The sequence below is a fragment of the Aquimarina agarivorans genome, from assembly GCF_000218485.1.
GTDB lineage: Bacteria > Bacteroidota > Bacteroidia > Flavobacteriales > Flavobacteriaceae > Aquimarina > Aquimarina agarivorans.
In genome coordinates this window covers 88,531-112,007 of the sequence record NZ_AFPB01000174.1, presented here as the reverse complement: position 1 = coordinate 112,007, position 23,477 = coordinate 88,531, and the positions used below count along the sequence as shown (strand labels likewise).

The window sequence follows — 23,477 nt, the reverse complement described above, 5'->3', positions numbered from 1 at the left end:
AACAGAAGCGACTGTAAATCAGTTTTTTAAAAATTTAGTTTTATTCTGAAATAAATTTAGGTTTAACAATACCATAAGATTGTGTTTACTTTTAAAACTCACTTAAAACATATTTTTGATTTGATTTTTAAATGCCCCAAAACAGGCATTTATAGATTTTTCAATTCACTAAGGCTTTCATTTTTATGGAGGCCTTTTTTTGTATTTACATTGCTAATGACTGCGCTTAAATTTATACTGGTGCTGATTTTTATAAACTATTATTCACTAAATCATCTTGCCAACGCAGCTATTTAATAATGGTATAAATAAACAAAAAGCGACCTAATACTTAGGTCGCTTTTTGTTTATATAAGTGTTAACTAATGGCTAATTAATTGTTGTTTACTGCTAATTTAATATCATCAAAATTAAGTGCTTTTGTAGTCTCCAAATACACATTAAGTTTCTTTTTTCCTTCAATCACCTCTACTGTAACTTCTTTAGTTTCGTATCCTAAAAAACTAAATAGCAAAGTATATTTTCCTGGTGTTAGATTTTTTAATACGTAATTCCCTCGGTAATCGGTAAGACTGCTCTTTCCTAATCCTTTTACCACCACATTGGCAAATGTTATGGATTCATTATTGTTACTACTATCAAAAAGTTTGCCCTCAATACTATTAGTAGTATGCTGAGCTAGTGCAAGATTGGTAACAATTAAGGTAAAAAACAAAAAGATAACTTTCATATTCGGATTTTATTTATTACAAAAATACTGCACAAACTCGTTTTTTAATGTTTATAAATCTTTATGAAAAAGAGGTGTAACTGTTAATTTAATGTTATCAAAATAGCTATGCTACTGACTTACAATATTTAGAAAAATAAAAAAACTGCCCCGTGGAGCAGTTTTTTATGACACTTTATCTTGGTAGCATACTATATTAATATCATTCCCTACCTTTTATTAAAATTTACAACAACATTACTTTCATCTTCATGTGTTTTAATAGCAGCAATTTCATTGTTACTATAATCTACTTCTGATAATACAGAACCATCCCAAAAGAACCATTTTCCTGTTTTTTTACCATTTTCGTAGTTCCCAACTGCAACTTTTTCTCCTTTAGCGTTAAAAGACTTCCATTCGCCGTGTAATTTCCCTGCTTTGTTGTAAAGACCTTGTTGCTGGATTTTACCATTTTCGTGATAAAATGTTCCTTCAATTAAATCTCCCTTAATTTCATAAGTAGGTTTTTCTGACTGCGCAAAAGCAAATGTAGATGCCACAAGCGCAATAAATAAGATTATATTTTTCATGGGTTATGTTTTTATATTACTAATAATTTCTTTACAAATATAATAAAACATTTACTTTAAAAAAACATTTTGGTAACATTAAATTAACATTTAGAAAATAAATAACACATTTTCAGACATTTAACACCTTAAAGATAGCATTAAACGTGCTAACAATCACCAGTAATAAAATTTCATTGATTACTATTAATAGTAACTATTTAAATAGATCATTTCTATTTGAATAATAATAATAATAATAATAATAATAATAACATTACAATAACACTTATTATAAAATTTAATATGATTTTTGTGACTTTGAAATTTTAGTACTTTTATGGATAATATTTACATATTTATGATTGCGGCTTTAGCCCTGTTAGCCGTAGCAGATTTAGTTGTTGGTGTAAGTAATGATGCAGTAAACTTTTTAAATTCAGCAATAGGATCAAAAGTAATTTCTTTTAAATCAATAATGATTATTGCTAGTTTGGGAGTGGCTGCCGGAGCTATTTTTTCAAGCGGTTTAATGGAAGTAGCTCGTAAAGGTATATTTGTCCCCTCGGAATTTTATTTTGATGAAATCATGGTCATTTTTATGGCTGTAATGATTACCGATATTCTTTTACTCGACTTTTTTAATACTCTAGGAATGCCAACTTCCACCACAGTTTCCATTGTATTTGAACTGTTAGGTGCTGCGGTTTGTGTTGCCGTTATTAAAATAACTGCCAATGATGCAGAAACAATAGCTGATCTTGGTAACTATATTAATACAAAAAAGGCAGCACAAATTATTGTAGGTATTTTACTTTCGGTAGTAGTGGCATTTTCAATTGGTGCCTTGGTACAATATGTTACCAGATTATTAATCACTTTTAATTATAAAAAGAAGGCAAATTGGGTTGGCGCTCTATTTGGAGGCATTGCCTTAATGTCTATTTTATACTTTATAGTTATTAAAGGAATTAAAGGAACAAGCTACGCTGGTGTAATTATTGACCAAAATACAGGCGGTAATCCGTTAACCTTAAATGGGTTTATTGACGCAAACCTGATTCAAATTGGAAGTATTGGGCTGATTGCGCTTTCTGTTATTTCCTATTTATTAATCAGTCTTTTAAAAGTTGATATTTATAAAATTATCATAATTGCGGGTACTTTTGCACTTGCCTTAGCCTTTGCAGGGAATGACTTGGTAAACTTTATTGGCGTTCCCATTGCGGCATGGGCTTCATACACGCAGTGGATTGCTTCAGGCGTGCCTGCCAATGAATTTTCAATGGCAATTCTTGGTGAAAAAGCCGAAACTCCTACCTTATTACTGCTAGCTGCTGGACTTATTATGGTACTAACCTTGTGGTTTTCCACTAAAGCTAGGGATGTGGTAAAAACTTCTATCGATTTATCCCGACAAGGCGAAGGTACCGAACGCTTTAAAGCCAATGCATTGTCTAGAAGCATTGTAAGATCTATTATATCAATAGGAGATCATTTAACAGCAATTGCTCCCGAAAGTTTTAAAAAATTTGCCGATCAGCAATTTGACCAATCGCAAGTTCCCGTGACTACCTTACCTGAAGATGCGCCCGCTTTTGACACCGTTAGGGCTGCCGTGAATTTAATGGTAGCAGGGGTATTAATTTCAATTGCCACCTCAATGAAACTCCCATTATCCACCACTTATGTTACTTTTATGGTAGCCATGGGAACATCATTAGCTGACCGCGCATGGGGTAGTGAAAGTGCTGTATACCGTGTGGCTGGAGTGCTAAATGTTATTGGCGGCTGGTTTTTTACCGCTTTCAGTGCGTTTACTGCCGCAGCAATTATGGCTCTTCTTATTCATTTAGGCGGTTCAATTATGGTGGGAATACTTTTATTAATTGCCGTATTTTTATTGGTAAGAAGTTCATTAAGCTACCGCAAAAAAACCATTGCAGTAAAGCAAGATGAAAGCTTACACAAAACCGAAAGTAGTTCTGTACAAGGGGTAATGGATGAAAGCGCCGGAAATATACACTCTTTTGTAAACCGAAGTAATAAAATTTATGCTGGTGCTATTAATAGTCTTGCCACCTATGATTTAGCTGCGCTGAAGAAAAACAGAAAGGGAATTGACCGCTTAAATAATGAAGTGGAAGAACTAAGAGATAACATTTTTTACTTTATTAAAAATCTGGAAGATTCCAGCGTAAGCGCCAGTAACTTTTATATCAATATTTTGGGATACCTTCAGGATATTTCTCAATCTATTGAATATGTTTCCAAAGCAAGCCACAAACATGTAAATAACAATCACCGTAAACTTCGCTACAATCAAATAAAAGATTTAAAAGAAATTCAGGAGCATTTGGATGGATTCTTTTCTGAAATTAAAAAAATATTCAACAATAAAGACTTTGATAAAATCAGTTCAATTATTATTGAAAAACAACAATTATTCGATGTATTAACCAACAAAATAAACAAACAAGTGGAACGTACACGTAACGAAGAGGATAGTCCTAAAAATACCACCCTGTATTTTGGATTACTTTTAGAGACTAAAGACTTAATTACGGCTACTATGAATTTACTACAAACCTTTAATGATCAAAAAAGGATATAATTTAAATTTACTGGTGCAAAGCCCAATTGTTGATCAAATTTTTGAAAATCAAATTGTTAAAATTAAGAGTTGTTTTTTTTAACCTTAACTAAGTTAATTTAAAGTTTTGAGCTGAAGTGGTTATGTTAGCATATTGTTACTAAGTGTACACAAATATGTTTACTTAGTATTAAGTGGTATATTTATACCAGTTTGTTTGTATGATCTTCCTAAATTTATGGCATAAGTACAAAGCATATATTTTATTACAATTTTACACAATGAATAAAAAAGACACCACCATACTTTTAGTTGATGATGAGCCCGATATTTTAGAAATTGTTGGCTATAACCTTACCGATGAAGGCTACAACGTAATCACTGCGGATAATGGTTTGGAAGCAATTAAAAAGGCAAAAAAAATAAAGCCTCAATTAATTATTCTTGATGTGATGATGCCCGAAATGGACGGTATTGAAGCTTGCGAAAAAATCAGAAAACTACCTGGTCTGGAAGATACCGTAATTACTTTTTTAACTGCCCGAGGCGAAGATTATTCTCAAGTTGCTGGATTTGATGCTGGTGCCGATGATTACATTACTAAACCAATTCGACCAAAAGTATTAGTAAGTAAAGTAAAAGCCTTATTAAGAAGGTTCAAAAAAGATGAGGAAAACTCACAGGCTTTAAAAATAGGCGAACTCATCATTAACAGAGATGAGTACAAGGTAATCCATAACAAAAAAGAATTAATTTTACCGCGTAAAGAATTTGAACTGCTTTCATTATTAGCATCAAAACCTGGCAAAGTATTTAAGCGCGAAGATATTTTGCAACGTGTTTGGGGTGAAGAGGTTATCGTTGGAGGCAGAACTATTGATGTACACATAAGAAAACTAAGGGAAAAAATTGGCGATGCGAGTTTTAAAACCATCAAAGGTGTAGGTTATAAATTTGTAGTGTAACCTTTTTAATTGCACACACGTTTATCCTGCTTAAAAATATCTAAAAAGGGTTGACTTTTGTTAAGCCTTTTTTAGCTTATCCCGATCCTCGTTTTACAAATTTTAAGTACCTTATGTTTGCCTGAAAACATAAATCTTTATGATTAAGTCTTTTACTACTCCAAATGTATTTTCTTTCAGAACTGCACTTTATACCAGTCTGGTTCTTACTTTATTTTTAACAGGATTGTTATGGTGCTTTAATTTTTTTAATCTGTTATTTGTACTCCTATTTTGGGTAGGCGCGTTTGCCGCTATTTATTTATTGGTGCAATTCCGTACCCAAAAATACATTTATAGTCGTGTTAACCGTATTTATGAAGAATTGGATATGATTGAAGAAAAAACATCCAATCCTACATTAGTTATTACTGACATGAAACTGCTAATGGATCAGGTACGAAACTACGCTACAAAACGAAAAATAGAGATTGAAACCCTAAAAGGACGTGATGCTTACCGCAAAGAATTTTTAGGAAACGTTTCGCACGAGTTAAAAACACCTTTATTTACCATACAAGGCTATATTTTAACCCTTTTAGATGGTGCCATGAACAAGCCTGAGCTATGTAAAAAATATTTAAAAAGAGCCAGCAAAGGCGTAGACAGGCTCAATTATATTATTGAAGATTTGGATTTAATTACCAAATTAGAGGTAGGAAGCATGACCGTAGAATATGAAGATTTTGACATTGTTGAATTGATTCAAAATGTATTTGAGCTTTTAGAAATTAAAGCAGGAAAAAAAAATATAGCACTTATACTAGATCGTAATTATCAGAAACCTATTTTAGTAAAAGCCGAAAGGGAACGTATTAGACAGGTGCTTACCAATTTAGTTGTAAACTCCATTAAATATGGACATAAGGATGGCACCACCGAGGTAAGTATTGAAGATTTAGTAGGCTCAAAAATTATAGTACGGGTAACCGATAATGGCGAGGGTATTAAAAAAGAATTTATACCAAGGCTTTTTGAACGATTTTACCGAGTGGATAAAAGTAGGTCTAGGGACGAAGGTGGCTCTGGCTTAGGCTTATCCATTGTAAAGCATATTGTTGAAGCACACAATGAACATATTTATGTAGACAGTGTGTACGGCATAGGGAGTGAATTTTCGTTTACTCTTGAAAGATCCAGTGCTTTTGTTGAACCTGAATTGGACAACAGGTAATTTAATCAACACTTTTATCCTTATTAGCCAATTTATTACAATCCAACGCAACAGGGATAGGCAGTACTACAGCCTCCTCTTTAACTGCCAATTGTTCCTCAGCACAAAAAACAGATGCTTCGCTATTTAATTCCTCTTGATCAATTTTATCAAATTGCAATAAAATAATGTATAAACAAAGTGCTAAGGGAATAATAATTTTTTTCATAAAATATAAACATTAAAATAACACTATTACCAATCAGTCAACAAGTAATACATTATCAAATAACGTGCCTTAAATTACACTTCAAAAAACTTTCAATTAGCTAATCCTAGTCAATTATCAACTTCAACTAATCAATCAAAAACTTAAATAAAACTACTCATACTAAAGATATAACGAATAAATGTATTGAATGTTTTTTTTGATAATATTAACATAATGTTATTAAAGCTACAATCTTTTCCATTTTTCAAACCCATAGGCAAAACAACACCTATATAAGCTAATACTAGTACTTATTTTCCTTAATCGCTCTTTTATTACGGTAAAGCGTCGTGATGATGACTAATACAATAATATTAAAACGCGAATCAAAATGCCATCAATTAAAATCTCCTAAGCACTTAAATACGTTTTATAAATCTACGCCATTCTATAAATATCCTCTATAGATACCTTTTTTTGGGGCAATTTAACTTTTGAAACGGTATTATAGCTCTCACCTATCATTAACACGATTTCAGGAAATAGCGCAAAAAAGTAAAAAGACCATGTGTTGAAAGCTAGTTTCGATTAATGATAAAAAGAATTTAATTTTTTAGTTAAATGAAAGCTTTACAATTCACAAATGATTGAATGGATATCAACTTTAACTTGGTATTATTCCTTAGTTTTGCACGATATTTGATAATCTCCTTACGGAGAAATAAATTTTGTGCTTGTGGGAAGTAAAAACAAACTGAAACGTTTTAATGAAAATAAAACTTTTGAAAATGTCATTCAACCAACTCGTGAAGAGGTTATTGAAAATAGTTTTGACTTAAAAGGAAACTGGAGCAAACGTTTTGGAAATGATCATCCCATAGTACTGGAATTGGGCTGTGGAAAAGGCGAATACACTGTAGGACTCGCCCAACTTTATCCTGAAAAAAATTTTATTGGCATTGATATAAAAGGAGCTCGATTTTGGCGCGGAGCAAAAACTGCAACGGAGGAAAATTTGAACAACGTCTACTTTATTCGCACACAAATTGAACTTATAAATTACATTTTTGCTGAAGCCGAAGTTTCTGAAATTTGGATTACTTTTCCTGATCCTCAAATAAAATACAAGCGCACCAAACACCGCATGACCAATGCTACTTTTTTAGCTAATTACAAAAAGATTTTGACCAAAGATGGCGTTATGCATTTAAAAACGGACAGCGAATTCATGCACGGCTACACCCTTGGTTTGCTGCATGGTGCGGGTCACGAGGTACTTTATGCCAATCATGACATTTACAAAAACGAAGGTGCTCCAAAAGAGGTATTAGCCATCCAAACTTTTTATGAAAATCAGTATCTTGAAAAAAATAAAGCCATAACTTATACCCGATTTAAAATAAAGTAAACTTGATTACTACTAAGCTTTTTGTCATCACTTTTTTTGCTGCCTTTGTAGGTGTTATTCCTCCTGGCCTTGTAAATATGACAGTAGCTAAAACATGTTTAGAGCGCGGAAAAAGAAGCGGGATTTTAGTTGCTTTTGGCGCCTCAGTCGTGGTTCTTTTGCAAGCATTAATCGCTATACAATTGGCACGTTATATTTTTGACGACCGCTGGATGTATCATATGATATTGCGTACTGGTGTAGTTGTTTTTCTTTTGCTTGGTATCTACTTTTTTATTAAAGCAAAAAAAAGAGCCAGCCAAAAAAAAGTAAAACTCTCCCAACACGGCGCTTTGCGTAGCTTTTTCAAAGGTGCTATGATATCTGCGTTTAATATTTTACCCATTCCCTATTTTTGTATGGTGGGTGCTGCCTTAAACTTAAAAGGAACTGTTGAATATGATTTACCTACAATTTACAGCTTCATCCTTGCGGCATCAACTGGCACATTTGTGATGCTTTACATTTACGCCATTTCATTCTTAAAAATTCAAATAAAAGAAGAACGTTTTGCCCAAAAATCCAATTACTTTATGGCTATGCTAATGGGTATTTTAATGGTAGTTACTGTTATACGCATTTTGGCAGAATAATTTTGTGTTTAAATTATGCAATACAACCCAAATACCTTAAACTTTTTTGAACGTGTTTATGAAGTGGTAGTACAAGTTCCTTATGGCAGAGTAACAAGCTATGGCGCAATAGCCAAACACTTAGGTGCTCCTAAAAGTTCGCGTATGGTAGGCTGGGCAATGAATGCTGCACATTCCCGAATGGATGTACCTGCGCACAGGGTTGTCAATCGCCAAGGCTTATTGACTGGAAAACATCATTTTCCTGGCTCAAATTTAATGCAACAATTACTAGAAAGCGAAGGCATAGTTGTTAAAAATGATAAGGTGGTTGACTTTAAAACTAAGTTTTGGGATCCTGCTGATTTGTATTAGTAATACTAACTTAAAATAAATGATAAGTTTTTTTTAGCTTACGCAAGAAAGTATATCCGATTTGAATAAGACTAAAATTTTCATTCAGCATTTTTTTACAAAAAACGACGCTTATTGAATGACTTTGCATCAAAAGAGTATTAGTTCAAATTGCTTAAAAAAATTAGATGTTCTTTGTTTGAACAAGAATGAAAACAGAGCCAAGCCTATGTTGAGGCATGAAGTATTAAGCGAAAAGTCCATTTTAAATGGGTAATTCAATGTTACGAACTATACAATCAAGCCCACTTTTTATTTGTGTGTTTTACGGCGTATTTATTTTTATAGTTTACCCACGCCTCTTGTCCAATGGTTCGCATTAAGTTATCAAAATGGCGCATGACAAAAACATTGTAAACAGCCTTTGCTAAATGGTATTTTGAAATGGGTAAAGCCCGCAAGCTCATGCTAAACCCTGGCGTTTTGTAAGTCATTTGATGCCAATAGCCTTCGGGCATGTACAGCATATCGCCATGATTTAAATGTGCTAAAAATCCTTTTGCTTTGAGCAAGGCAGGAAATTTAACAAAATCGGGGTTTTCAAAATCTATTTCATGATAAGCCACCAAAGCATTTGGTAACTTGTACAAATATTTTGATTCCGAAGGAGGAAATAAAATACATTGCTTTTCTCCATTAAAATGGAAGTGCAAAATATTAGCATAATCAATATCGTAATGCATAAACACTTTTGAATTGATTCCTCCAAAAAACAGCATAGGCAACTTTTTCAAGAAACGCAACCCTGTGTCCTTGGGATAACTAAAATCTTGCTGAAGTTTTGGTGCTTCTTTTAGTAAATTATATAAGAAAATTCGGTACGGTGTAGGTCCATTACTTAAGTCATCAATATATTCCGCAAGCGTTTTATGCAAATGCGGCTCATTAAATTTGCGCTTAGCGTTATTTACTGGAATACGATTGTCATAAAGCGGCACATGCTTATTTCCGGCCACCTCCTTTATATAATCCAACGTCCATAAATTTGAAGCATCCCAATCACTTACAAAACGCTCAACAATTACTGGTTTTTGCGGAATTACATAATTTTCATAGAACTCCCTTTTTGAGACTTCTTTTAACTTAACAACTGGTTCTAAGGAGATTTTTTGGTTCATTATCAGAACACTAAAATAACAAAAAACAAATTATTTATTTTTTTGCGCTTCCAAATTTCTTTCAATTTTATGCTCAGGACGTGTCCATTTCGGCTTTTCTCCCAAATCTGATAGCGCGGAATTTTCAGCCTCTACAGTTTCAGGTCGCGCCTTTTTAACGAAAGGTTTTTGCGGAGTTAAGCCTAGCAATTCAAACATCTTCATATCCTCGGCCACATCGGGATTTGGAGTGGTAAGGAGCTTGTCTCCAGCAAAAATAGAATTTGCTCCAGCAAAAAAGCACATTGCTTGCCCTTCTCTACTCATTTGCGTCCTTCCTGCCGAAAGGCGTACCTGCGTTTGTGGCATTACAATACGCGTAGTGGCTACCATACGAATCATATCCCAAATAGGCACAGGCTTTTCGTTTTCCATTGGCGTCCCTTCTACTGCTACTAAAGCATTAATAGGAACAGATTCTGGTTGTGGATCTAAAGTTGCCAATGCCACTAACATTCCTGCACGGTCTGCTTCTTTTTCACCCATTCCAATGATTCCGCCACTACAAACGGTAACGTTGGTTTTTCGTACGTTGTCAATGGTAGTCAAACGATCTTCGAAACCACGGGTAGAAATCACTTCTTTGTAATAATCCTCCGAAGTGTCCAGGTTATGGTTGTAAGCATATAACCCTGCCTCAGCCAAACGCGCTGCCTGGTTTTCGGTAATCATCCCCAAAGTACAACAAACTTCCATGTCCAGTTTGTTAATGGTACGCACCATTTCCAACACGTTGTCAAATTCAGGTCCGTCTTTTACATTACGCCAAGCCGCTCCCATACAAACACGTGAGCTCCCACCTGCCTTTGCTCGTAAGGCTTGCGCTTTTACTTGTTGCACGGACATTAAATCATTTCCATCAACGTCAGTATGGTACCGTGCTGCTTGCGGGCAATACCCACAATCTTCAGGACATCCTCCGGTTTTAATAGATAATAAGGTAGATACCTGAACGGTATTTGGATCGTGATATTTACGATGCGTTGTTGCTGCTTGGTACAACAGTTCCATTAAAGGTTTATTATAAATTTCAAGAATTTCCTCTTTCGTCCAGTCGTGTCTCGTTTCGCTCATTGTAATAGAATCAGTAAGCCAAAAATAAGAAAAAATGAAGTCTACCAATAATTAAGTTGACGATTTCATTTATCTTTTATTTTACCGTATAAAATCCCATATTACAGGTAAATAAAATCACTGAATTTTTTTTAGTGAAACAATTTCTTACATTTGATTACTAACTAAATGTATATAAACTATGGAATGGTATTTAAAAGTACTTAAACAATATGTCGATTTTAATGGTCGAGCAAGAAGAAAAGAATATTGGATGTTTACCTTGATTAGCACTATAATTAGCTACATTATTGTGGGAATAACTTACGCAATCAGCCCCGAATTAGTTGCATTATCATACATATACTCATTGGCTGTTGCATTACCAAGCTTAGCAGTAGTTGTAAGACGTTTGCATGATATTGGCAAAAGTGGATGGTTTTTCTTAATAATACTAATTCCATTAATTGGTGCCATTTGGCTTATTGTATTACTATGTCAGGACAGTGAACCAGGTCCAAACGAATACGGTCCTAATCCAAAAAATCCAGACAATGAGTTAGACGAAATTGGAGTAACGAGTTAATTTTAAACTACGCTAAAAGATGGAGGAAAATTTACTCCATCTTTCTTTTAATAAAGAATACATGCCTATGGAATGGTTTACGATGGCACTGCACAAATATTTGGATTTTAGCAGTCGGTCCCGAAGGAAAGAGTTTTGGATGTTTTACTTGTTTTATTCTATCTTTTCGGCCCTATTGGGAGTAATTGACAACCTTTTTGATTTATTTTCAGGCAACTTTGGATTTTTATCTACCATTTTTAGCGTATTAATGTTTATCCCTTATTTGGCTGTTTCAATCAGGAGATTACATGATGTTAACAAAAGTGGATGGTTTTTGCTATTGATATTAGTCCCTATTATTGGTTGGATTTGGTTGTTTATTTTATTAATTACCGAAGGCTATCAAGGTCCTAATGAATATGGAGATGATCCAAAAAAACCTTACAATGAATTGGACGATATTGGAATTAGTTAGCCAATTCTAGCTCATTGCAAATAGCAAAAATTTTAATGGTACTACATAGCACTGTAGTGGTTATAATCTTTAATTACACGCTTTATAAAATTTTCAGCAGTTATATCCTTTGCAGGGGTTTGTCCAATGACCTTAATGATTTTTTCTTTAATAATTAATAATGTTTTATGGTCTTCTGTTTTTAATGCTGTAATCAAATTTTCTTTAATAATACGCACATCATTATCAGATAGTTTTAATACTGAAGTATACACGGGTTCGTAATCTGCTTCAACTTCCTGCAAAATTGTATGATCAATAGTCACTTTATTTTTTAAAGTGATTACAGCAGTACCCGATGCTATGCCGCCTAAACGCTGATGCTTTTTTGAGCTTCCGATTACTACCAAGGCAACAACCCCCGAAAATAAATTAATATCAACAATGCGCATTACCCAGCGAATAAAATAATCCAGAAAACCGGCGCGATAACCATCAATTTTAACCACTTGTACTTTAGCAATCTTTTTTCCTAATGTTTGACCATTTAGCATAGCTTCCTGCACTAAGGTGTAAAAAATAATAGGCGAAAAAAAATAATTACTAAAGCTATAATACTCCACATATCACTAGCAAAGCTGTCAAAAAAATTACTCCCTTGGCGGCTAGCATAACTGGACAGCAAATAAATTACCACACCTACATAAGATGATTTTATGACCAAATCAATAAAATAAGCCAAAATACGCTCTCCAGCATCAGCTGCTTTAAAGTTTATAGTTACATTTTGTGTAGTAGTAATTTGTATTTCTGCCATTATATCATGTTATTTGTTAGGTATGAGAGAAGTAGCCTTTATTAAGCAAAATAAAGAAAAATGGTTGCAATTCGAAAAAGCAATTGCACAAAAACAAATTGAAAATCCGGACGAACTATCACGGTTGTATTTACATTTAATTAATGACCTTGCTTATTCACAAACATACTATAAAAAAAGTAAGCTAGTAATTTATTTAAATGATTTAGCAGTTCGCGTATTTCAAAAAATATACCAATCCCGGCGGGTTGAAAAAAATATGCTTCTTCACTTTTTTAAAATTGAAGTTCCGTTACTAGTATATCAAAACAGAAGGTATTTGATGTACGCCTTTGCTTTTTTTTTATTAGCTGTCATTATTGGCGTGGTTTCAGCTGCTAATGAAGAATCATTTGTACGTTTAATTTTAGGAGACGCTTACGTTAATCAAACGCTCCAAAATATTGAAAAGGGTGATCCAGTCGCCATATACAAAAGTGGAAGCAATTGGGGTAGTTTTATAGGCATCACTTTTAACAATTTAAAAGTTGGCTTAACTAGTTTTGTTTACGGATTAACCGGAGGAATTGGTACTGGATACATATTACTGCAAAATGGAATTATGTTAGGATCTTTCCAATTTTTTTTTGAGCAACAAGGCGTTTTATGGAAAAGTGCTAAAGGAATATGGATACATGGAGCTATGGAAATTTTTGCCATTGTTATTGAAGGTGCAGCAGGATTTATGTTAGGAGCAAGTATTTTGTTTCCAAAAACGCTATCAAGATTTTCTTCTTTTAAATTAGGCATGCGAAACAGTATTAAAATTGTAATTAGCACGTTCCCTTTTACTATTGCCGCTGGATTTTTAGAAGGTTTTATTACTCGTTACGCTGATCAGATGCCAAATTTTTTGGCTTTAATTATTATATTTGGAACCTTAAGTTTAATTTCTTTTTATTATTTAATATATCCCTTTAAAGTACATAAAAAAGTAATTAGTGGTGCTTATGATGCGTAGTAAATACTTTTTCAGTTTATTTTTTTTCGTTTACAACTTGGCAGTAAATACCATATATTCTCAATCAAAAACAACTCGTATTCCAACTACCCCAATAAAAGTAAGGAAACTACCTGCTGACTTTAAAGCCCCCTACCTTAATGATAGCGACTACAACTACGAGGAAACAATTTCTCTGCTTGACAGAATAAAGCGCTGGTTTATTGAAAAGTTGATGGAATGGTTTAATTATGGTGGTAAAAACGCCCTTGAACTTTATGAAACTATAAAAATTGTTTTTTACTTTTTAGTGCTATTTGGCGCTATTTTGCTCATATATAAATTAGCAAAAAATAAAGAATTTAGATGGCTGTTTGGTAAAAAAACGGAACCATCGAACGGAATTGAAAATTACGAATCACATGAAAGTGTTCAAGTAGCCAATTTCAGTCAATTAATAACGGAGGCTATTGCAAATAAAAACTATCGCCTAGCCATCAAATATCATTATTTACAGTTATTGCAAAACTTACAAAACGGCAACAAATTAGAATATGACCCTCAAAAAACCACCCATGACTATCAATTGGATTTAGAAGACACTGAGTACCATGCAACCTATGCTAAAGCTGCATATTATTATACCTACATTTGGTATGGCGAATTTAAAATTGACGATTATCAATACAAAACCGCAGCTACCGCATTTGATCAACTTTTAAAACAACTGAAAAATGAATAGAAAAGGGGTTTTAATTGCTATTGTAATTTTGGTAATTTCAGTATTGCTGTTTTTGAATCGGTCAAATGAAGTGGATTGGAGTCCCACTTTTATAGAAACTGAAACCAAACCTTTTGATACGAAAGTATTTTTTGATCAACTACCCAATTGGTTTACCTTTAAACCTAAGCAATTGTATACTACGTATTATGAATATACTGAATTAGAAGACAGCACTTCGCTTGCTAAAAATATTACCGACCATTTATACATGAGTATTTCCAACAGCTACCCTATTGATAATGTTTCATTTGAATCTTTACTAGCACAAGTTGGACATGGAGGACATGCATTTATTGCTACTAATGTGCTCCCAAAATTTATTCAGGATAGCTTGGGAATAAAAATTGATTATGAAGAGGCTTCATTTGCTCAAAAAAAACGTACTGTTTATTTGGAGCACCAAAATGACAGCTTACAATACCTGCAAAAACTAACCGTTAGGAATCGCTATATTAAAAACACACTCCATGTAAAATCGCTTGGTTATTTTACTAATCAACAAGGTGATCAACGCATTAATTTTGCTGGTATTCCTTACAAAAAAGGGATATTCTACGTACATACTACACCTGAAATATTTACTAATTATCAGATGCTAGCCTCTAACAATAGTAATTATATAAATACAGTAATATCATACTTACCCCAGCATTTAAACTTAGTGTTTGACAAAAACCAAAAGGTTGACCCGGAACTTGCTAAAGGGCCATTAAGTTTTATTTTATCTAAACCAGCACTTAAGTGGAGTTGGTATTTATTACTTTTAGGATTAGGTCTTTTTTTACTATTTAACGCCAAAAGAAGGCAACGAGCCATTCCTATTATTGAACCCTTAAAAAATACTACTACTGAATTTGTACATACCGTTAGCAGCTTGCATTATGAAGCCGAAGATTACAACGGAATAATTCAAAAAACTATTCGCTATTTTTTAGAAACTATCCGCAATAAATATCATTTAAGAACCGATAATTTAGATCGTGTTTTTGTCAAAAAACTAGCGCAAAAATCTAATAAACCCATTGAGGATATTGAAAGATTGACTGCCATGCTAATTAGCATGAAATCGCATACATTTAGCAGTAAAGAACCATTAATGAAATTAAATAAAGAGATAGAAGGCTTTTATAAAAAATCATAAATTTTATGGAAAACGAGATTCAATTCAATAACAGATTAAATTTACAGGATTTACAAGCCAGCGTTCAGCAGGTAAAAGGCGAATTATCAAAAGTAATAGTTGGACAAAAAAAAGTTGCCGACCTGTTATTGACCGCATTGTTTGCTGAAGGCCACGTTTTATTGGAAGGTGCCCCAGGTGTAGCCAAAACAATTACTGCCAAATTGTTAGCCAAATCACTTTCCGTAGGATTTAATAGAGTTCAATTTACGCCTGATTTAATGCCCTCAGATGTGTTAGGTACTTCCATTTTTAATTTAAAAAATTCAGAATTTGAATTTAAAAAAGGACCTATTTTTTCCAACATTATATTAGCCGATGAAATTAACAGAGCCCCGGCAAAAACGCAAGCTGCTCTTTTTGAAGTAATGGAGGAGCGCCAGGTAACCATGGATGGTAATCGCTATAAATTGGAAGCACCTTACATGATTATTGCCACTCAAAACCCAATTGAACAAGAGGGCACTTACCGTTTACCTGAAGCCCAACTAGACCGCTTTTTATTTAAAATAACCATTGATTATCCAAATTTAGAAGAAGAAATTGAAATTTTAACTCGTGAACATGAGTTGAAAATGCCAAAGCTTGACAAAATTACCACCAGTCTGAGTCAGGAAAAAATTATTGAATTCCAGGGAATTATAAATCAAATAATTGTAGAACCGCATTTAATTCAATACATCGCTTCAATTATTGCAAATACACGGACAAATGCTTTTTTATATTTAGGAGCCTCGCCAAGAGCATCAATTGCCATATTAAAAGCTAGTAAAGCTTATGCAGCCATAAACGGACGAGATTTTGTTACTCCCGAAGATATCAAGCAAATTGCTATTCCCGTGCTACAACACCGAATAATTGTAACCCCTGAGCGCGAAATGGAAGGTATAACCACGGTTCAAATCATTAATGATATTTTGCAAAGTGTTGAAATCCCAAAATAATCACTTATGCCGCAACAGCAAAATTATTCTATCAAAAACAGTCCATTAGCACAGTTTTTCCTAACATTGTTTTTAAACAATCGATTTTTTTATGCACTTTTTGGCGTAGTAATTAGTTTTATTTTTGGATTTATATACCCCTTGATCTTTCCTTTAGCCAAAATACTTGCGTTTGCATTAGCCGCTATTTTAATTTTGGATGTTATTTTACTCTATTCAACAAGTAAAGGAATTCAAGCATCCAGGTTGTTACCCGAAAAATTTTCCAACGGGGATCAAAATTTTATAAACGTTGAAATTAAGAACCAATATGGTTTGATTGCGGATTGTACGGTTATTGACGAATTGCCTTTTCAATTTCAAAATCGAAATTTTGAATTGAATGCCAAACTACAACCCAATGAAAAAAAGGAACTTAAATATGTGCTTCGCCCCACCGAAAGAGGCACTTATTCTTTCGGAGACTTACTGATTTTTACCAAATCAACTATTGGATTTGCTACCCGAAAATTTTCATTTAATGCCAATCAAATGGTGAAAAATTATCCTAGTTTTTTACAATTAAAAAAATACGATTTGATTTCACTCAACCAAACTAGTTTGGAATTTGGCATAAAAAAACTACGTAAAATTGGAAACTCTTTTGAGTTTGAACAAATAAAAGAATACGTACAAGGAGATAACATTAAGGACATTAACTGGAAAGCTACTGCTAAACGAAATCATTTAATGGTAAATCAGTATCAGGATGAAAAATCACAGCGGGTATACTCTATTATTGATAAAGGCAGGGTAATGAAAATGCCTTTTGAAAATTTGAGCTTGCTGGATTATGCTATTAACGCTTCATTAGTTATCAGTAATGTGGTGGTTCGTCGACACGATAAAGCAGGAATTTTTTCATTTTCAAAAAAACCTGAAAATTTTGTGAAAGCTGAACGCCGAAATTCGCAAATGAATTTGATTTTGGAATCCTTGTATAATGTAACTACTGATTTTAAGGAATCTGATTTTGGAAATTTGTACGCAACCGTTAAAAGTCAAATTACTCATAGAAGTTTGCTTTTGTTATACACCAATTTTGAAAGTTTGGACGCCTTACATAGGCAAATGAATTACCTAAGGGCAATTAACAAAAGTCATTTATTGGTTGTTGTTTTTTTTAAAAATACAGAATTAGAATCCTTAAGGCGAAGTGAAGCACATACGGCTCAGGAAATTTTTGATAAAACTATTGCTGAAAAATTTAGTCATGACAAACGTTTAATAGTCGCTGAACTTAAAAAATATGGCATTCAAAGTATTTTAACTTCTCCTCAAAATCTTACAATTAATAGCATTAATAAATATTTAGAAATAAAAGCAAAAGGATTGCTATAATAAGCCATAGTGCATTTTGATTTGTTTTTCAAGTTCTAATGCCTACTACAGTATTTTTGAAATACAAAAAACCGTATCAAGAACTATTTTTAAACTAAAATTCTGATTATTACAATTTTCTTCATTATCATTTCGAAAATCACTGGAAACAACAGATATCTATCAAAATTCACAATGATACATAATATATTAAAATTCAGTAGATTATAATTATTTTAACAGAATCTTTTTGATCATAACTTTGTTTGTTGTTGAAGTTTCATATACTAATATATAAGCATCAGCATTTATTGTATCCAAATGAAGCAATTGCCCTTTTGAAAAACCAATTCTTTTGCCTGAAAGGTCATACAATTTAATATAATTAGTTTTTCCTTTTATAGTTAATTCTTTCTCCTCTCGGTGAATTGTAAGTACATCCTTTCCTTCATTTTGTAATGATTTTAATGGCATGTGTGTATTTGAGCTTAGCGTCATTTCCTCATTCATTCTAAAATCGATTTTAAGGGTATATTGCCCTAATGATCCATAATCCGAATATCCGTTTACAGCAGGATTGCCTTTGCCAACTCCGTCAATTTTCACATAATAATAGCCCGCTGTTTCAATTTTTGTAGTAATGTTAGCGCTATGTTTATCTTTCGGATCAGCACTTTCCATCAATTCTTTGTTCGATTTGAATAAGTCCAGTTGTATATCGAGATTGCCATATTTTTTTGGGCCGCTGGCTTCAATGTTAAGAATAACATTTTCGGGAACAAAAATTTTAAAAAAATCGAAATCATTTCTTTGATGAATAATTCCTTTAATTTCTGCTTTATCACTTTCAAAAAAAAGTTCTAATGCTGATGATAAAGTATTTGGATAATCATCTTTGATTAACTTTATGTTATTGTTTTTTAAAATAACGTTTATATCATCTTGTTGTCTATTCGCATTATCGTATTCGGAGTTACCCCATTGCATAACTCGCTTAATATTAATACCTCTTCCCATTATGGGTTTATAATTCGCAAATCCCTTAAAGTACTCTCTATCAGGATTTATAGTTCCATTGTGTAATAATCCAAAGACATGCCCAATCTCATGAGTTATTGATGTAGCAGCAAGTATGGGATCTCCTTTATATAAAGACCAACAATAAGAAGATCTTATATTACCATACCCATCAATAGAGGCTCTACCGGATTCAAATAAAGGAAAAGGCTTACCTCCAATAAACAAGTTCACTTCTGTTCCAATCATAGCTAATACTTTTTTATTATCAGGATGTTTGTCAAACAGTTTTCGATCAGTAGTAACATTAATATTGAAAATACAATAATCCTCCTTGACACGTTCCCATATTTGTTTTATTTGATTTGTATTAAAACTAGAAGGTGATACACTTAAGTTTTTATTTTTAATTTTTAATTCTTTTTCTTCCTTTTCTGGTAATGCTTTCCCTAAATTATCAAAAAATGTAGTATCTGTTAGGGGTTCTCCATCAAAGTCCAGATAAATAAGTACAGGAGCGTTTTTATTACTATTTAGTAAAGGAATTAATTTATTCTGCGCATTATTAATGAGTGGACAAATTAATGCTAATAAAATTTTTAAACTTTGTTTTTTCATCTTTCATTTTTTTTCGTAAAACTATAATTTTCAAAATGAAATTAGATTTATCGACATACCTATTTTTATACATAAAAAAACCTTTTAACATTAAGTTTAATGTTAAAAGGTTTGTAAAAAATTTTAGACTCAAATCAGAAAAACTTTTTAAGTGGATAAATAGAACTACTCAAAATTTAGAAATTAGCCTTTCTTTTATTTAAAAAAGCATTGGTTCCTTCCTTAAAATCGGCCGTTCCAAAACAACTACCAAAAGCTTGCTTTTCTACTTCAAACCCATTTTGATTCACATCAAAACCAGCGTTTACCGTAGTTATTGCTGCACTAATGGCTGACGGTGCATTTTTGACTATTTTCTTTGCTAACTCAGTCGCTTGCACCAATAACTGATCTTGCGGAACTACGTGATTTACCAGTCCGTAACTCAACGCTTTTTCAGCCGAAATCATTCCGCCTGTTAATATCATTTCCATTGCCCTACCTTTACCTACTAGCTGTGGTAACCGCTGGGTACCCCCGTATCCTGGGATCACTCCCAACGAAACTTCTGGCAAACCGAAACGGGCGTTTTCACTAGCTATTCTGATATGTGCAGCCATGGCAAGTTCCAAACCTCCGCCCAAAGCAAATCCGTTGACAGCTGCAATTACGGGAGTTTCCAAATTTTCAACGTAATCAAAAAGTAATTGCTGACCTCGGGTAGCCAGTTCAGTACCTTCAATTTGGTTAAAACGAACAAACTCCTTAATGTCTGCTCCTGCCACAAATGCTTTTTCGCCACTTCCGGTAAGGATAATTACACGCACCTCCAAATCCATATTTGCAACTTTAAATGCTTCATGCAATTCCGATATTGTAGCTGCATTTAATGCATTCAGCTTAGCCGGCCTGTTGACTGTAATGCTGACCAATTGCTGTGTCTGTTCGTATTTGATGTTTTTAAAATCCATAAATTATTTTTTAGTGCAGTGGAATACGAACTACAAACGCTGTCCCTTCATTTTTTACTGAGCTATAACTAATTGTTCCTTTATAGGTTTCAATAATACTTTTAACCATGGCCAAACCTAAACCCATTCCGCTTGATTTGGTTGTAAAATTAGGTTCAAAAATTTGATGTTTGTTTTCTAAATCAATTCCAACGCCATTATCCTTTACATAAATATACGCATCATTTGCTTGGCGCGAAATAGTTACTACCACTTCATTAGTTCTATCTTCGGGAATAGCCTGAAGCGCATTTTTTACCAGATTTGTAATTACACGAATTAATTGAGTTCTGTCAAAATTAATAAGTATTTTTTCTGCGCTAGCGTTAAAAACAATCCCCTTTTCAGCAAAAATTTCTAATGCCGACCCTACTACTTCGCTAACATTTAAAATTTCATCCTTACGTTCGGGCATTTTGGCAAAGTTGGAAAACGCCGAAGCTATGGTACTCATCGTGTCAATTTGCTGGATTAAGGTATCACTATACTCCGTAAGTTTACTTTTTATGTTGGGATCATTGGGATCAAACTTTCGGTGGAAATTTTGCACTGTTAGGCGCATGGGTGTTAACGGATTTTTAATTTCATGCGCCACCTGCTTTGCCATTTCGCGCCAAGCATTTTCACGTTCGCTTACTGCTAATTTTATAGCACTTTCCTCCAATTGGTCAATCATACTATTGTAGGCCTCCACCAAAACCGAAACTTCTTCACTAATGTAAGTCGCTTTAATTTTTTTGTTTTGCTTACCAATTCGGGTTTTGTTTATTTTTTCGGAAATGGTGGTAATAGAACGGGTGATATAATTGGATAGTAAATACGCTAGACCAATACAAATGAGCAACATAAATAAATAGACCTCAACCAAACTGCGCAAAAATGCTAAAATATCTTTTTTTACCAAATCGTCATTTTGCAAATACGGTAAGTTTAAAATGGCTAATGGCTTAAATTTATTATCAGTGATATAGCTGTACGAAGACTGAAATCGTTCTCCTTCCCTATCATAACTCACTAAAAAGCGTTTTTTTGGCGAGCTGTTCATTTTGGAAATTACAATGTCTGGTATGCCCTGTTTTACAGAATCTTTAATAAAGGATTCGTTTGATTTAATCAGTAATTCTCCCTCCAAATCGTAAATAATCAAAGGCATCCGATGCACGGCAGACATTTCGTAAATCCGACCGTTTTCCTTAAAAATCAACGGAATATTTTTAGTTGTAATAGGATAGGTAGTACGTTTCAAAACATAATTAATGTTTTGTTTAATCGCCATCTCCTTTCGTTCCAATCGCTCTTTGTGGTATTCTTCAGCTTCGTTTTTGTAGCGGTATGTGGTGATCCCTGCAATAACAATAGAGGCCATCATTACCAGCAAAAGCATGGCTATAAATAAACGGGTACGTAATGAAAAGGGACGTTTGAACATGAAAAGCAATAAATTTACCTTTAAATTTAGGCTAAACAATTGAATAATTAATAGGTTTTATTTAAAACCGCGTTCTTTTTGCAATTGATCGTACGCTTGTTGAACGGATTGGAACTTTTCTTCGGCGCCTTTTACTAAATGCGGAGGTAAGTGTTGTAATTTATCAGGGTGGTATTTTTTAGCCATGGTACGGTACGCTTTTTTAATTTCGCTGTCCGTAGCTGATTTATCAATTTCCAAAATTTTATAAGCATTATCAGCCTCTTTAAAAAACATCGCCTTAATGCTCTCAAAATCACGCTGATTAATACGAAAAGCTCCCGCAATTTCATGAATTCGATTTACTTCATTACCACTTACATGTCCATCAGCAGCAGCTATACCAAATAAAAAATGTATGATTTGTAAGCGTGATGCGTAGCGCGTATTATGTGCAATGTAAGTCGCAATTTTAAACGTATTAATTTCCCTACTTTTAATAACTTCATTAAAGGTTTTAAAAGTAGCGTTGGCACGTTCTTTACCGTAGGACTGCACAAAATATTGCCGTACGTAATTTAATTCTGTTTGATTAACTGCCCCATCTGCTTTAATGATTATAGAAGCTAGTGATAATAAATTGAGTTCAAAATCTCGTGGAGTTACCTTTGACCTCCCCTTAAAATTAGGCCTGTTTCCTTTGTTTTCACCTGAAATATTTTTGCCATTCCCTTTAGCATATTGTTCAATTATATAACCAATAAAAAAACCTGCTACTAAACCCGGAAACCTGAACACATAGGCACCCACCATAGCACCAACCCATTTGTACATATGCAATTGTTTAAAAAAACAAATATACCATTTATAGCTATTTAATTATAAATACTGACAATATGCTACCTGAGCAAATATGGTACATTATTTGTAACTTTGTATTTAAAATAGAAATATGTATCCAGAAGAATTAGTTAAACCAATGAGAGCTGATCTTGCAAACTTTGGTTTTGAAGAATTGCATACCGTTGATGCTGTAGAAGCTGCCATAAAAAAAGAAGGAACTACGCTGGTTGTAGTAAATTCAGTTTGTGGTTGTGCTGCTGCAAATGCGCGTCCGGCTGCAAAAATGTCATTAGAAAATGACAAACGCCCTACTAATGCGGTTACCGTGTTTGCTGGTGTTGACAAAGATGCTGTAAATGCTGCACGTGCGCACATGGCACCGTTTCCTCCTTCGTCCCCTTGTATTGCATTATTTAAAGATGGTGAATTAGTGCATATGTTGGAACGCCATCATATTGAAGGGAGACCCGCTGATATGATTGCCGAAAATTTGACAGATGCTTATAATAGTTTTTGCTAAACAACACCTCCTTTAAATGAATAGCTAGCGCTACTTTTGTTAAAGCATCATTTCATTTAAGGATAATTTCTAAGCATAAACAACAACTAATTGGCTATATCAACTACCCAGT

The 23,477-nt window shown here is 33.5% G+C and carries 25 protein-coding genes; 14 read left to right on the top strand and 11 right to left on the bottom strand.

Going from position 1 to position 23,477, the window contains the following annotated elements:
- Positions 1–373 precede the first annotated feature (373 nt).
- On the bottom strand, positions 374–730 hold the full coding sequence (locus GMC_RS0115665; RefSeq protein ID WP_010523038.1) for a carboxypeptidase-like regulatory domain-containing protein: 357 nt from the start codon (positions 728–730) through the stop codon (positions 374–376).
- A gap of 209 nt (positions 731–939) precedes the next feature.
- Positions 940–1,302, bottom strand: coding sequence for a toxin-antitoxin system YwqK family antitoxin (locus tag GMC_RS0115660; protein ID WP_010523037.1), 363 nt, complete (start codon positions 1,300–1,302; stop codon positions 940–942).
- Between the two features lie 319 nt (positions 1,303–1,621).
- Here GMC_RS0115660 and GMC_RS0115655 point away from each other — a divergent pair, with 319 nt between their 5' ends.
- From GMC_RS0115655 to GMC_RS0115640, 3 genes are all read left to right on the top strand, one after another.
- Positions 1,622–3,895 (top strand): inorganic phosphate transporter, encoded by a 2,274-nt coding sequence (locus GMC_RS0115655; protein ID WP_010523036.1) that lies wholly within the window; start codon positions 1,622–1,624, stop codon positions 3,893–3,895.
- A gap of 260 nt (positions 3,896–4,155) precedes the next feature.
- Positions 4,156–4,839: a response regulator transcription factor gene (locus GMC_RS0115645; RefSeq protein WP_010523035.1), complete on the top strand. Its 684-nt coding sequence runs from the start codon at positions 4,156–4,158 to the stop codon at positions 4,837–4,839.
- Positions 4,840–4,978: 139 nt separating this feature from the next.
- Complete coding sequence (locus GMC_RS0115640) at positions 4,979–6,052, top strand: sensor histidine kinase (protein ID WP_010523034.1); 1,074 nt, start codon at positions 4,979–4,981, stop codon at positions 6,050–6,052.
- A gap of 1 nt (position 6,053) precedes the next feature.
- On the opposite strand, the gene GMC_RS0115635 is transcribed toward GMC_RS0115640, so the two are convergent.
- The gene (locus GMC_RS0115635) at positions 6,054–6,260 is read right to left on the bottom strand and encodes a hypothetical protein (protein WP_010523033.1); all 207 of its coding nucleotides are present in this window, start codon (positions 6,258–6,260) and stop codon (positions 6,054–6,056) included.
- A 718-nt stretch (positions 6,261–6,978) separates the two neighbouring features.
- Here GMC_RS0115635 and trmB point away from each other — a divergent pair.
- From trmB to GMC_RS0115620, 3 genes are read left to right on the top strand one after another with little or no spacing between them, the layout of a single operon-like run.
- The gene (trmB, locus tag GMC_RS0115630) at positions 6,979–7,650 is read left to right on the top strand and encodes a tRNA (guanosine(46)-N7)-methyltransferase TrmB (protein ID WP_010523032.1); all 672 of its coding nucleotides are present in this window, start codon (positions 6,979–6,981) and stop codon (positions 7,648–7,650) included.
- Between the two features lie 2 nt (positions 7,651–7,652).
- Positions 7,653–8,282: a LysE family translocator gene (locus GMC_RS0115625; protein ID WP_010523031.1), complete on the top strand. Its 630-nt coding sequence runs from the start codon at positions 7,653–7,655 to the stop codon at positions 8,280–8,282.
- A gap of 15 nt (positions 8,283–8,297) precedes the next feature.
- Entirely contained in the window at positions 8,298–8,636 is a 339-nt protein-coding gene (locus tag GMC_RS0115620; protein ID WP_010523030.1) for an MGMT family protein, read from the top strand.
- 278 nt (positions 8,637–8,914) lie between these two features.
- On the opposite strand, the gene GMC_RS0115615 is transcribed toward GMC_RS0115620, so the two are convergent.
- Both GMC_RS0115615 and bioB read right to left on the bottom strand, forming a co-directional pair.
- Positions 8,915–9,793, bottom strand: coding sequence for a cupin-like domain-containing protein (locus tag GMC_RS0115615; protein WP_010523029.1), 879 nt, complete (start codon positions 9,791–9,793; stop codon positions 8,915–8,917).
- A 30-nt stretch (positions 9,794–9,823) separates the two neighbouring features.
- Positions 9,824–10,906 carry a biotin synthase BioB gene (bioB, locus tag GMC_RS0115610; protein WP_029489833.1) on the bottom strand — a complete coding sequence of 361 codons (1,083 nt, stop codon included), beginning with the start codon at positions 10,904–10,906 and terminating at the stop codon, positions 9,824–9,826.
- A 181-nt stretch (positions 10,907–11,087) separates the two neighbouring features.
- On the opposite strand from bioB, the gene GMC_RS0115605 reads away from it, so the two are divergent.
- Together GMC_RS0115605 and GMC_RS0115600 are read left to right on the top strand one after the other, a co-directional pair.
- On the top strand, positions 11,088–11,471 hold the full coding sequence (locus tag GMC_RS0115605; RefSeq protein ID WP_010523027.1) for a DUF805 domain-containing protein: 384 nt from the start codon (positions 11,088–11,090) through the stop codon (positions 11,469–11,471).
- Between the two features lie 19 nt (positions 11,472–11,490).
- Positions 11,491–11,928 (top strand): DUF805 domain-containing protein, encoded by a 438-nt coding sequence (locus GMC_RS0115600; RefSeq protein ID WP_010523026.1) that lies wholly within the window; start codon positions 11,491–11,493, stop codon positions 11,926–11,928.
- Between the two features lie 41 nt (positions 11,929–11,969).
- Here the strand turns inward: GMC_RS0115600 and GMC_RS20135 are convergent, their stop codons facing one another.
- Both GMC_RS20135 and GMC_RS22390 read right to left on the bottom strand, forming a co-directional pair.
- A complete protein-coding gene (locus GMC_RS20135; protein WP_238528024.1) occupies positions 11,970–12,461 on the bottom strand; it encodes an RDD family protein in 492 nt (163 codons plus the stop codon).
- A gap of 11 nt (positions 12,462–12,472) precedes the next feature.
- Positions 12,473–12,724, bottom strand: coding sequence for an RDD family protein (locus tag GMC_RS22390; protein ID WP_238528023.1), 252 nt, complete (start codon positions 12,722–12,724; stop codon positions 12,473–12,475).
- Positions 12,725–12,746: 22 nt separating this feature from the next.
- On the opposite strand from GMC_RS22390, the gene GMC_RS0115590 reads away from it, so the two are divergent.
- The 5 genes from GMC_RS0115590 to GMC_RS0115570 are packed head-to-tail and all read left to right on the top strand — an operon-like array spanning position 12,747 to position 17,991.
- Positions 12,747–13,724, top strand: coding sequence for a stage II sporulation protein M (locus tag GMC_RS0115590; RefSeq protein WP_010523025.1), 978 nt, complete (start codon positions 12,747–12,749; stop codon positions 13,722–13,724).
- Between the two features lie 37 nt (positions 13,725–13,761).
- Positions 13,762–14,445: a hypothetical protein gene (locus tag GMC_RS0115585; RefSeq protein ID WP_138940656.1), complete on the top strand. Its 684-nt coding sequence runs from the start codon at positions 13,762–13,764 to the stop codon at positions 14,443–14,445.
- Entirely contained in the window at positions 14,438–15,628 is a 1,191-nt protein-coding gene (locus GMC_RS0115580; RefSeq protein WP_010523023.1) for a DUF4350 family protein, read from the top strand. The genes GMC_RS0115585 and GMC_RS0115580 overlap by 8 nt, the downstream gene beginning before the upstream one ends.
- Before the next feature lie 5 nt (positions 15,629–15,633).
- Positions 15,634–16,611, top strand: coding sequence for an AAA family ATPase (locus tag GMC_RS0115575; protein ID WP_010523022.1), 978 nt, complete (start codon positions 15,634–15,636; stop codon positions 16,609–16,611).
- Positions 16,612–16,617: 6 nt separating this feature from the next.
- Positions 16,618–17,991 carry a DUF58 domain-containing protein gene (locus GMC_RS0115570; RefSeq protein WP_010523021.1) on the top strand — a complete coding sequence of 458 codons (1,374 nt, stop codon included), beginning with the start codon at positions 16,618–16,620 and terminating at the stop codon, positions 17,989–17,991.
- Between the two features lie 210 nt (positions 17,992–18,201).
- Here GMC_RS0115570 and GMC_RS0115565 read toward each other — a convergent pair whose 3' ends face one another.
- The 4 genes from GMC_RS0115565 to GMC_RS0115545 form a co-directional block, all read right to left on the bottom strand.
- The gene (locus tag GMC_RS0115565) at positions 18,202–19,605 is read right to left on the bottom strand and encodes a hypothetical protein (RefSeq protein WP_010523020.1); all 1,404 of its coding nucleotides are present in this window, start codon (positions 19,603–19,605) and stop codon (positions 18,202–18,204) included.
- A gap of 176 nt (positions 19,606–19,781) precedes the next feature.
- Entirely contained in the window at positions 19,782–20,555 is a 774-nt protein-coding gene (locus tag GMC_RS0115555) for an enoyl-CoA hydratase/isomerase family protein (protein ID WP_010523019.1), read from the bottom strand.
- 10 nt (positions 20,556–20,565) lie between these two features.
- Entirely contained in the window at positions 20,566–22,023 is a 1,458-nt protein-coding gene (locus GMC_RS0115550) for a sensor histidine kinase (RefSeq protein WP_010523018.1), read from the bottom strand.
- Positions 22,024–22,080: 57 nt separating this feature from the next.
- Positions 22,081–22,836 carry a TerB family tellurite resistance protein gene (locus GMC_RS0115545; RefSeq protein ID WP_010523017.1) on the bottom strand — a complete coding sequence of 252 codons (756 nt, stop codon included), beginning with the start codon at positions 22,834–22,836 and terminating at the stop codon, positions 22,081–22,083.
- Positions 22,837–22,954: 118 nt separating this feature from the next.
- Between GMC_RS0115545 and GMC_RS0115540 the strand changes: the two genes are divergently transcribed.
- On the top strand, positions 22,955–23,365 hold the full coding sequence (locus GMC_RS0115540; protein WP_010523016.1) for a BrxA/BrxB family bacilliredoxin: 411 nt from the start codon (positions 22,955–22,957) through the stop codon (positions 23,363–23,365).
- The last annotated feature ends 112 nt before the right edge of the window (positions 23,366–23,477 follow it).

What these genes read in the sequence shown, in the direction of transcription:
- GMC_RS0115545 (WP_010523017.1), bottom strand. Translation starts at nt 22,836, where the DNA reads ATGTACAAATGGGTTGGTGCTATGGTGGGTGCCTATGTGTTCAGGTTT.
- GMC_RS20135 (WP_238528024.1), bottom strand. Translation starts at nt 12,461, where the DNA reads ATGCTAAATGGTCAAACATTAGGAAAAAAGATTGCTAAAGTACAAGTG.
- GMC_RS0115640 (WP_010523034.1), top strand. Translation starts at nt 4,979, where the DNA reads ATGATTAAGTCTTTTACTACTCCAAATGTATTTTCTTTCAGAACTGCA.
- GMC_RS22390 (WP_238528023.1), bottom strand. Translation starts at nt 12,724, where the DNA reads ATGGCAGAAATACAAATTACTACTACACAAAATGTAACTATAAACTTT.
- bioB (WP_029489833.1), bottom strand. Translation starts at nt 10,906, where the DNA reads ATGAGCGAAACGAGACACGACTGGACGAAAGAGGAAATTCTTGAAATT.
- GMC_RS0115590 (WP_010523025.1), top strand. Translation starts at nt 12,747, where the DNA reads ATGAGAGAAGTAGCCTTTATTAAGCAAAATAAAGAAAAATGGTTGCAA.
- GMC_RS0115615 (WP_010523029.1), bottom strand. Translation starts at nt 9,793, where the DNA reads ATGAACCAAAAAATCTCCTTAGAACCAGTTGTTAAGTTAAAAGAAGTC.
- GMC_RS0115600 (WP_010523026.1), top strand. Translation starts at nt 11,491, where the DNA reads ATGGAGGAAAATTTACTCCATCTTTCTTTTAATAAAGAATACATGCCT.
- GMC_RS0115555 (WP_010523019.1), bottom strand. Translation starts at nt 20,555, where the DNA reads ATGGATTTTAAAAACATCAAATACGAACAGACACAGCAATTGGTCAGC.
- GMC_RS0115580 (WP_010523023.1), top strand. Translation starts at nt 14,438, where the DNA reads ATGAATAGAAAAGGGGTTTTAATTGCTATTGTAATTTTGGTAATTTCA.
- GMC_RS0115570 (WP_010523021.1), top strand. Translation starts at nt 16,618, where the DNA reads ATGCCGCAACAGCAAAATTATTCTATCAAAAACAGTCCATTAGCACAG.
- GMC_RS0115660 (WP_010523037.1), bottom strand. Translation starts at nt 1,302, where the DNA reads ATGAAAAATATAATCTTATTTATTGCGCTTGTGGCATCTACATTTGCT.
- GMC_RS0115655 (WP_010523036.1), top strand. Translation starts at nt 1,622, where the DNA reads ATGGATAATATTTACATATTTATGATTGCGGCTTTAGCCCTGTTAGCC.
- GMC_RS0115605 (WP_010523027.1), top strand. Translation starts at nt 11,088, where the DNA reads ATGGAATGGTATTTAAAAGTACTTAAACAATATGTCGATTTTAATGGT.
- GMC_RS0115635 (WP_010523033.1), bottom strand. Translation starts at nt 6,260, where the DNA reads ATGAAAAAAATTATTATTCCCTTAGCACTTTGTTTATACATTATTTTA.
- GMC_RS0115550 (WP_010523018.1), bottom strand. Translation starts at nt 22,023, where the DNA reads ATGTTCAAACGTCCCTTTTCATTACGTACCCGTTTATTTATAGCCATG.
- GMC_RS0115575 (WP_010523022.1), top strand. Translation starts at nt 15,634, where the DNA reads ATGGAAAACGAGATTCAATTCAATAACAGATTAAATTTACAGGATTTA.
- GMC_RS0115665 (WP_010523038.1), bottom strand. Translation starts at nt 730, where the DNA reads ATGAAAGTTATCTTTTTGTTTTTTACCTTAATTGTTACCAATCTTGCA.
- GMC_RS0115645 (WP_010523035.1), top strand. Translation starts at nt 4,156, where the DNA reads ATGAATAAAAAAGACACCACCATACTTTTAGTTGATGATGAGCCCGAT.
- GMC_RS0115620 (WP_010523030.1), top strand. Translation starts at nt 8,298, where the DNA reads ATGCAATACAACCCAAATACCTTAAACTTTTTTGAACGTGTTTATGAA.
- GMC_RS0115565 (WP_010523020.1), bottom strand. Translation starts at nt 19,605, where the DNA reads ATGAAAAAACAAAGTTTAAAAATTTTATTAGCATTAATTTGTCCACTC.
- GMC_RS0115540 (WP_010523016.1), top strand. Translation starts at nt 22,955, where the DNA reads ATGTATCCAGAAGAATTAGTTAAACCAATGAGAGCTGATCTTGCAAAC.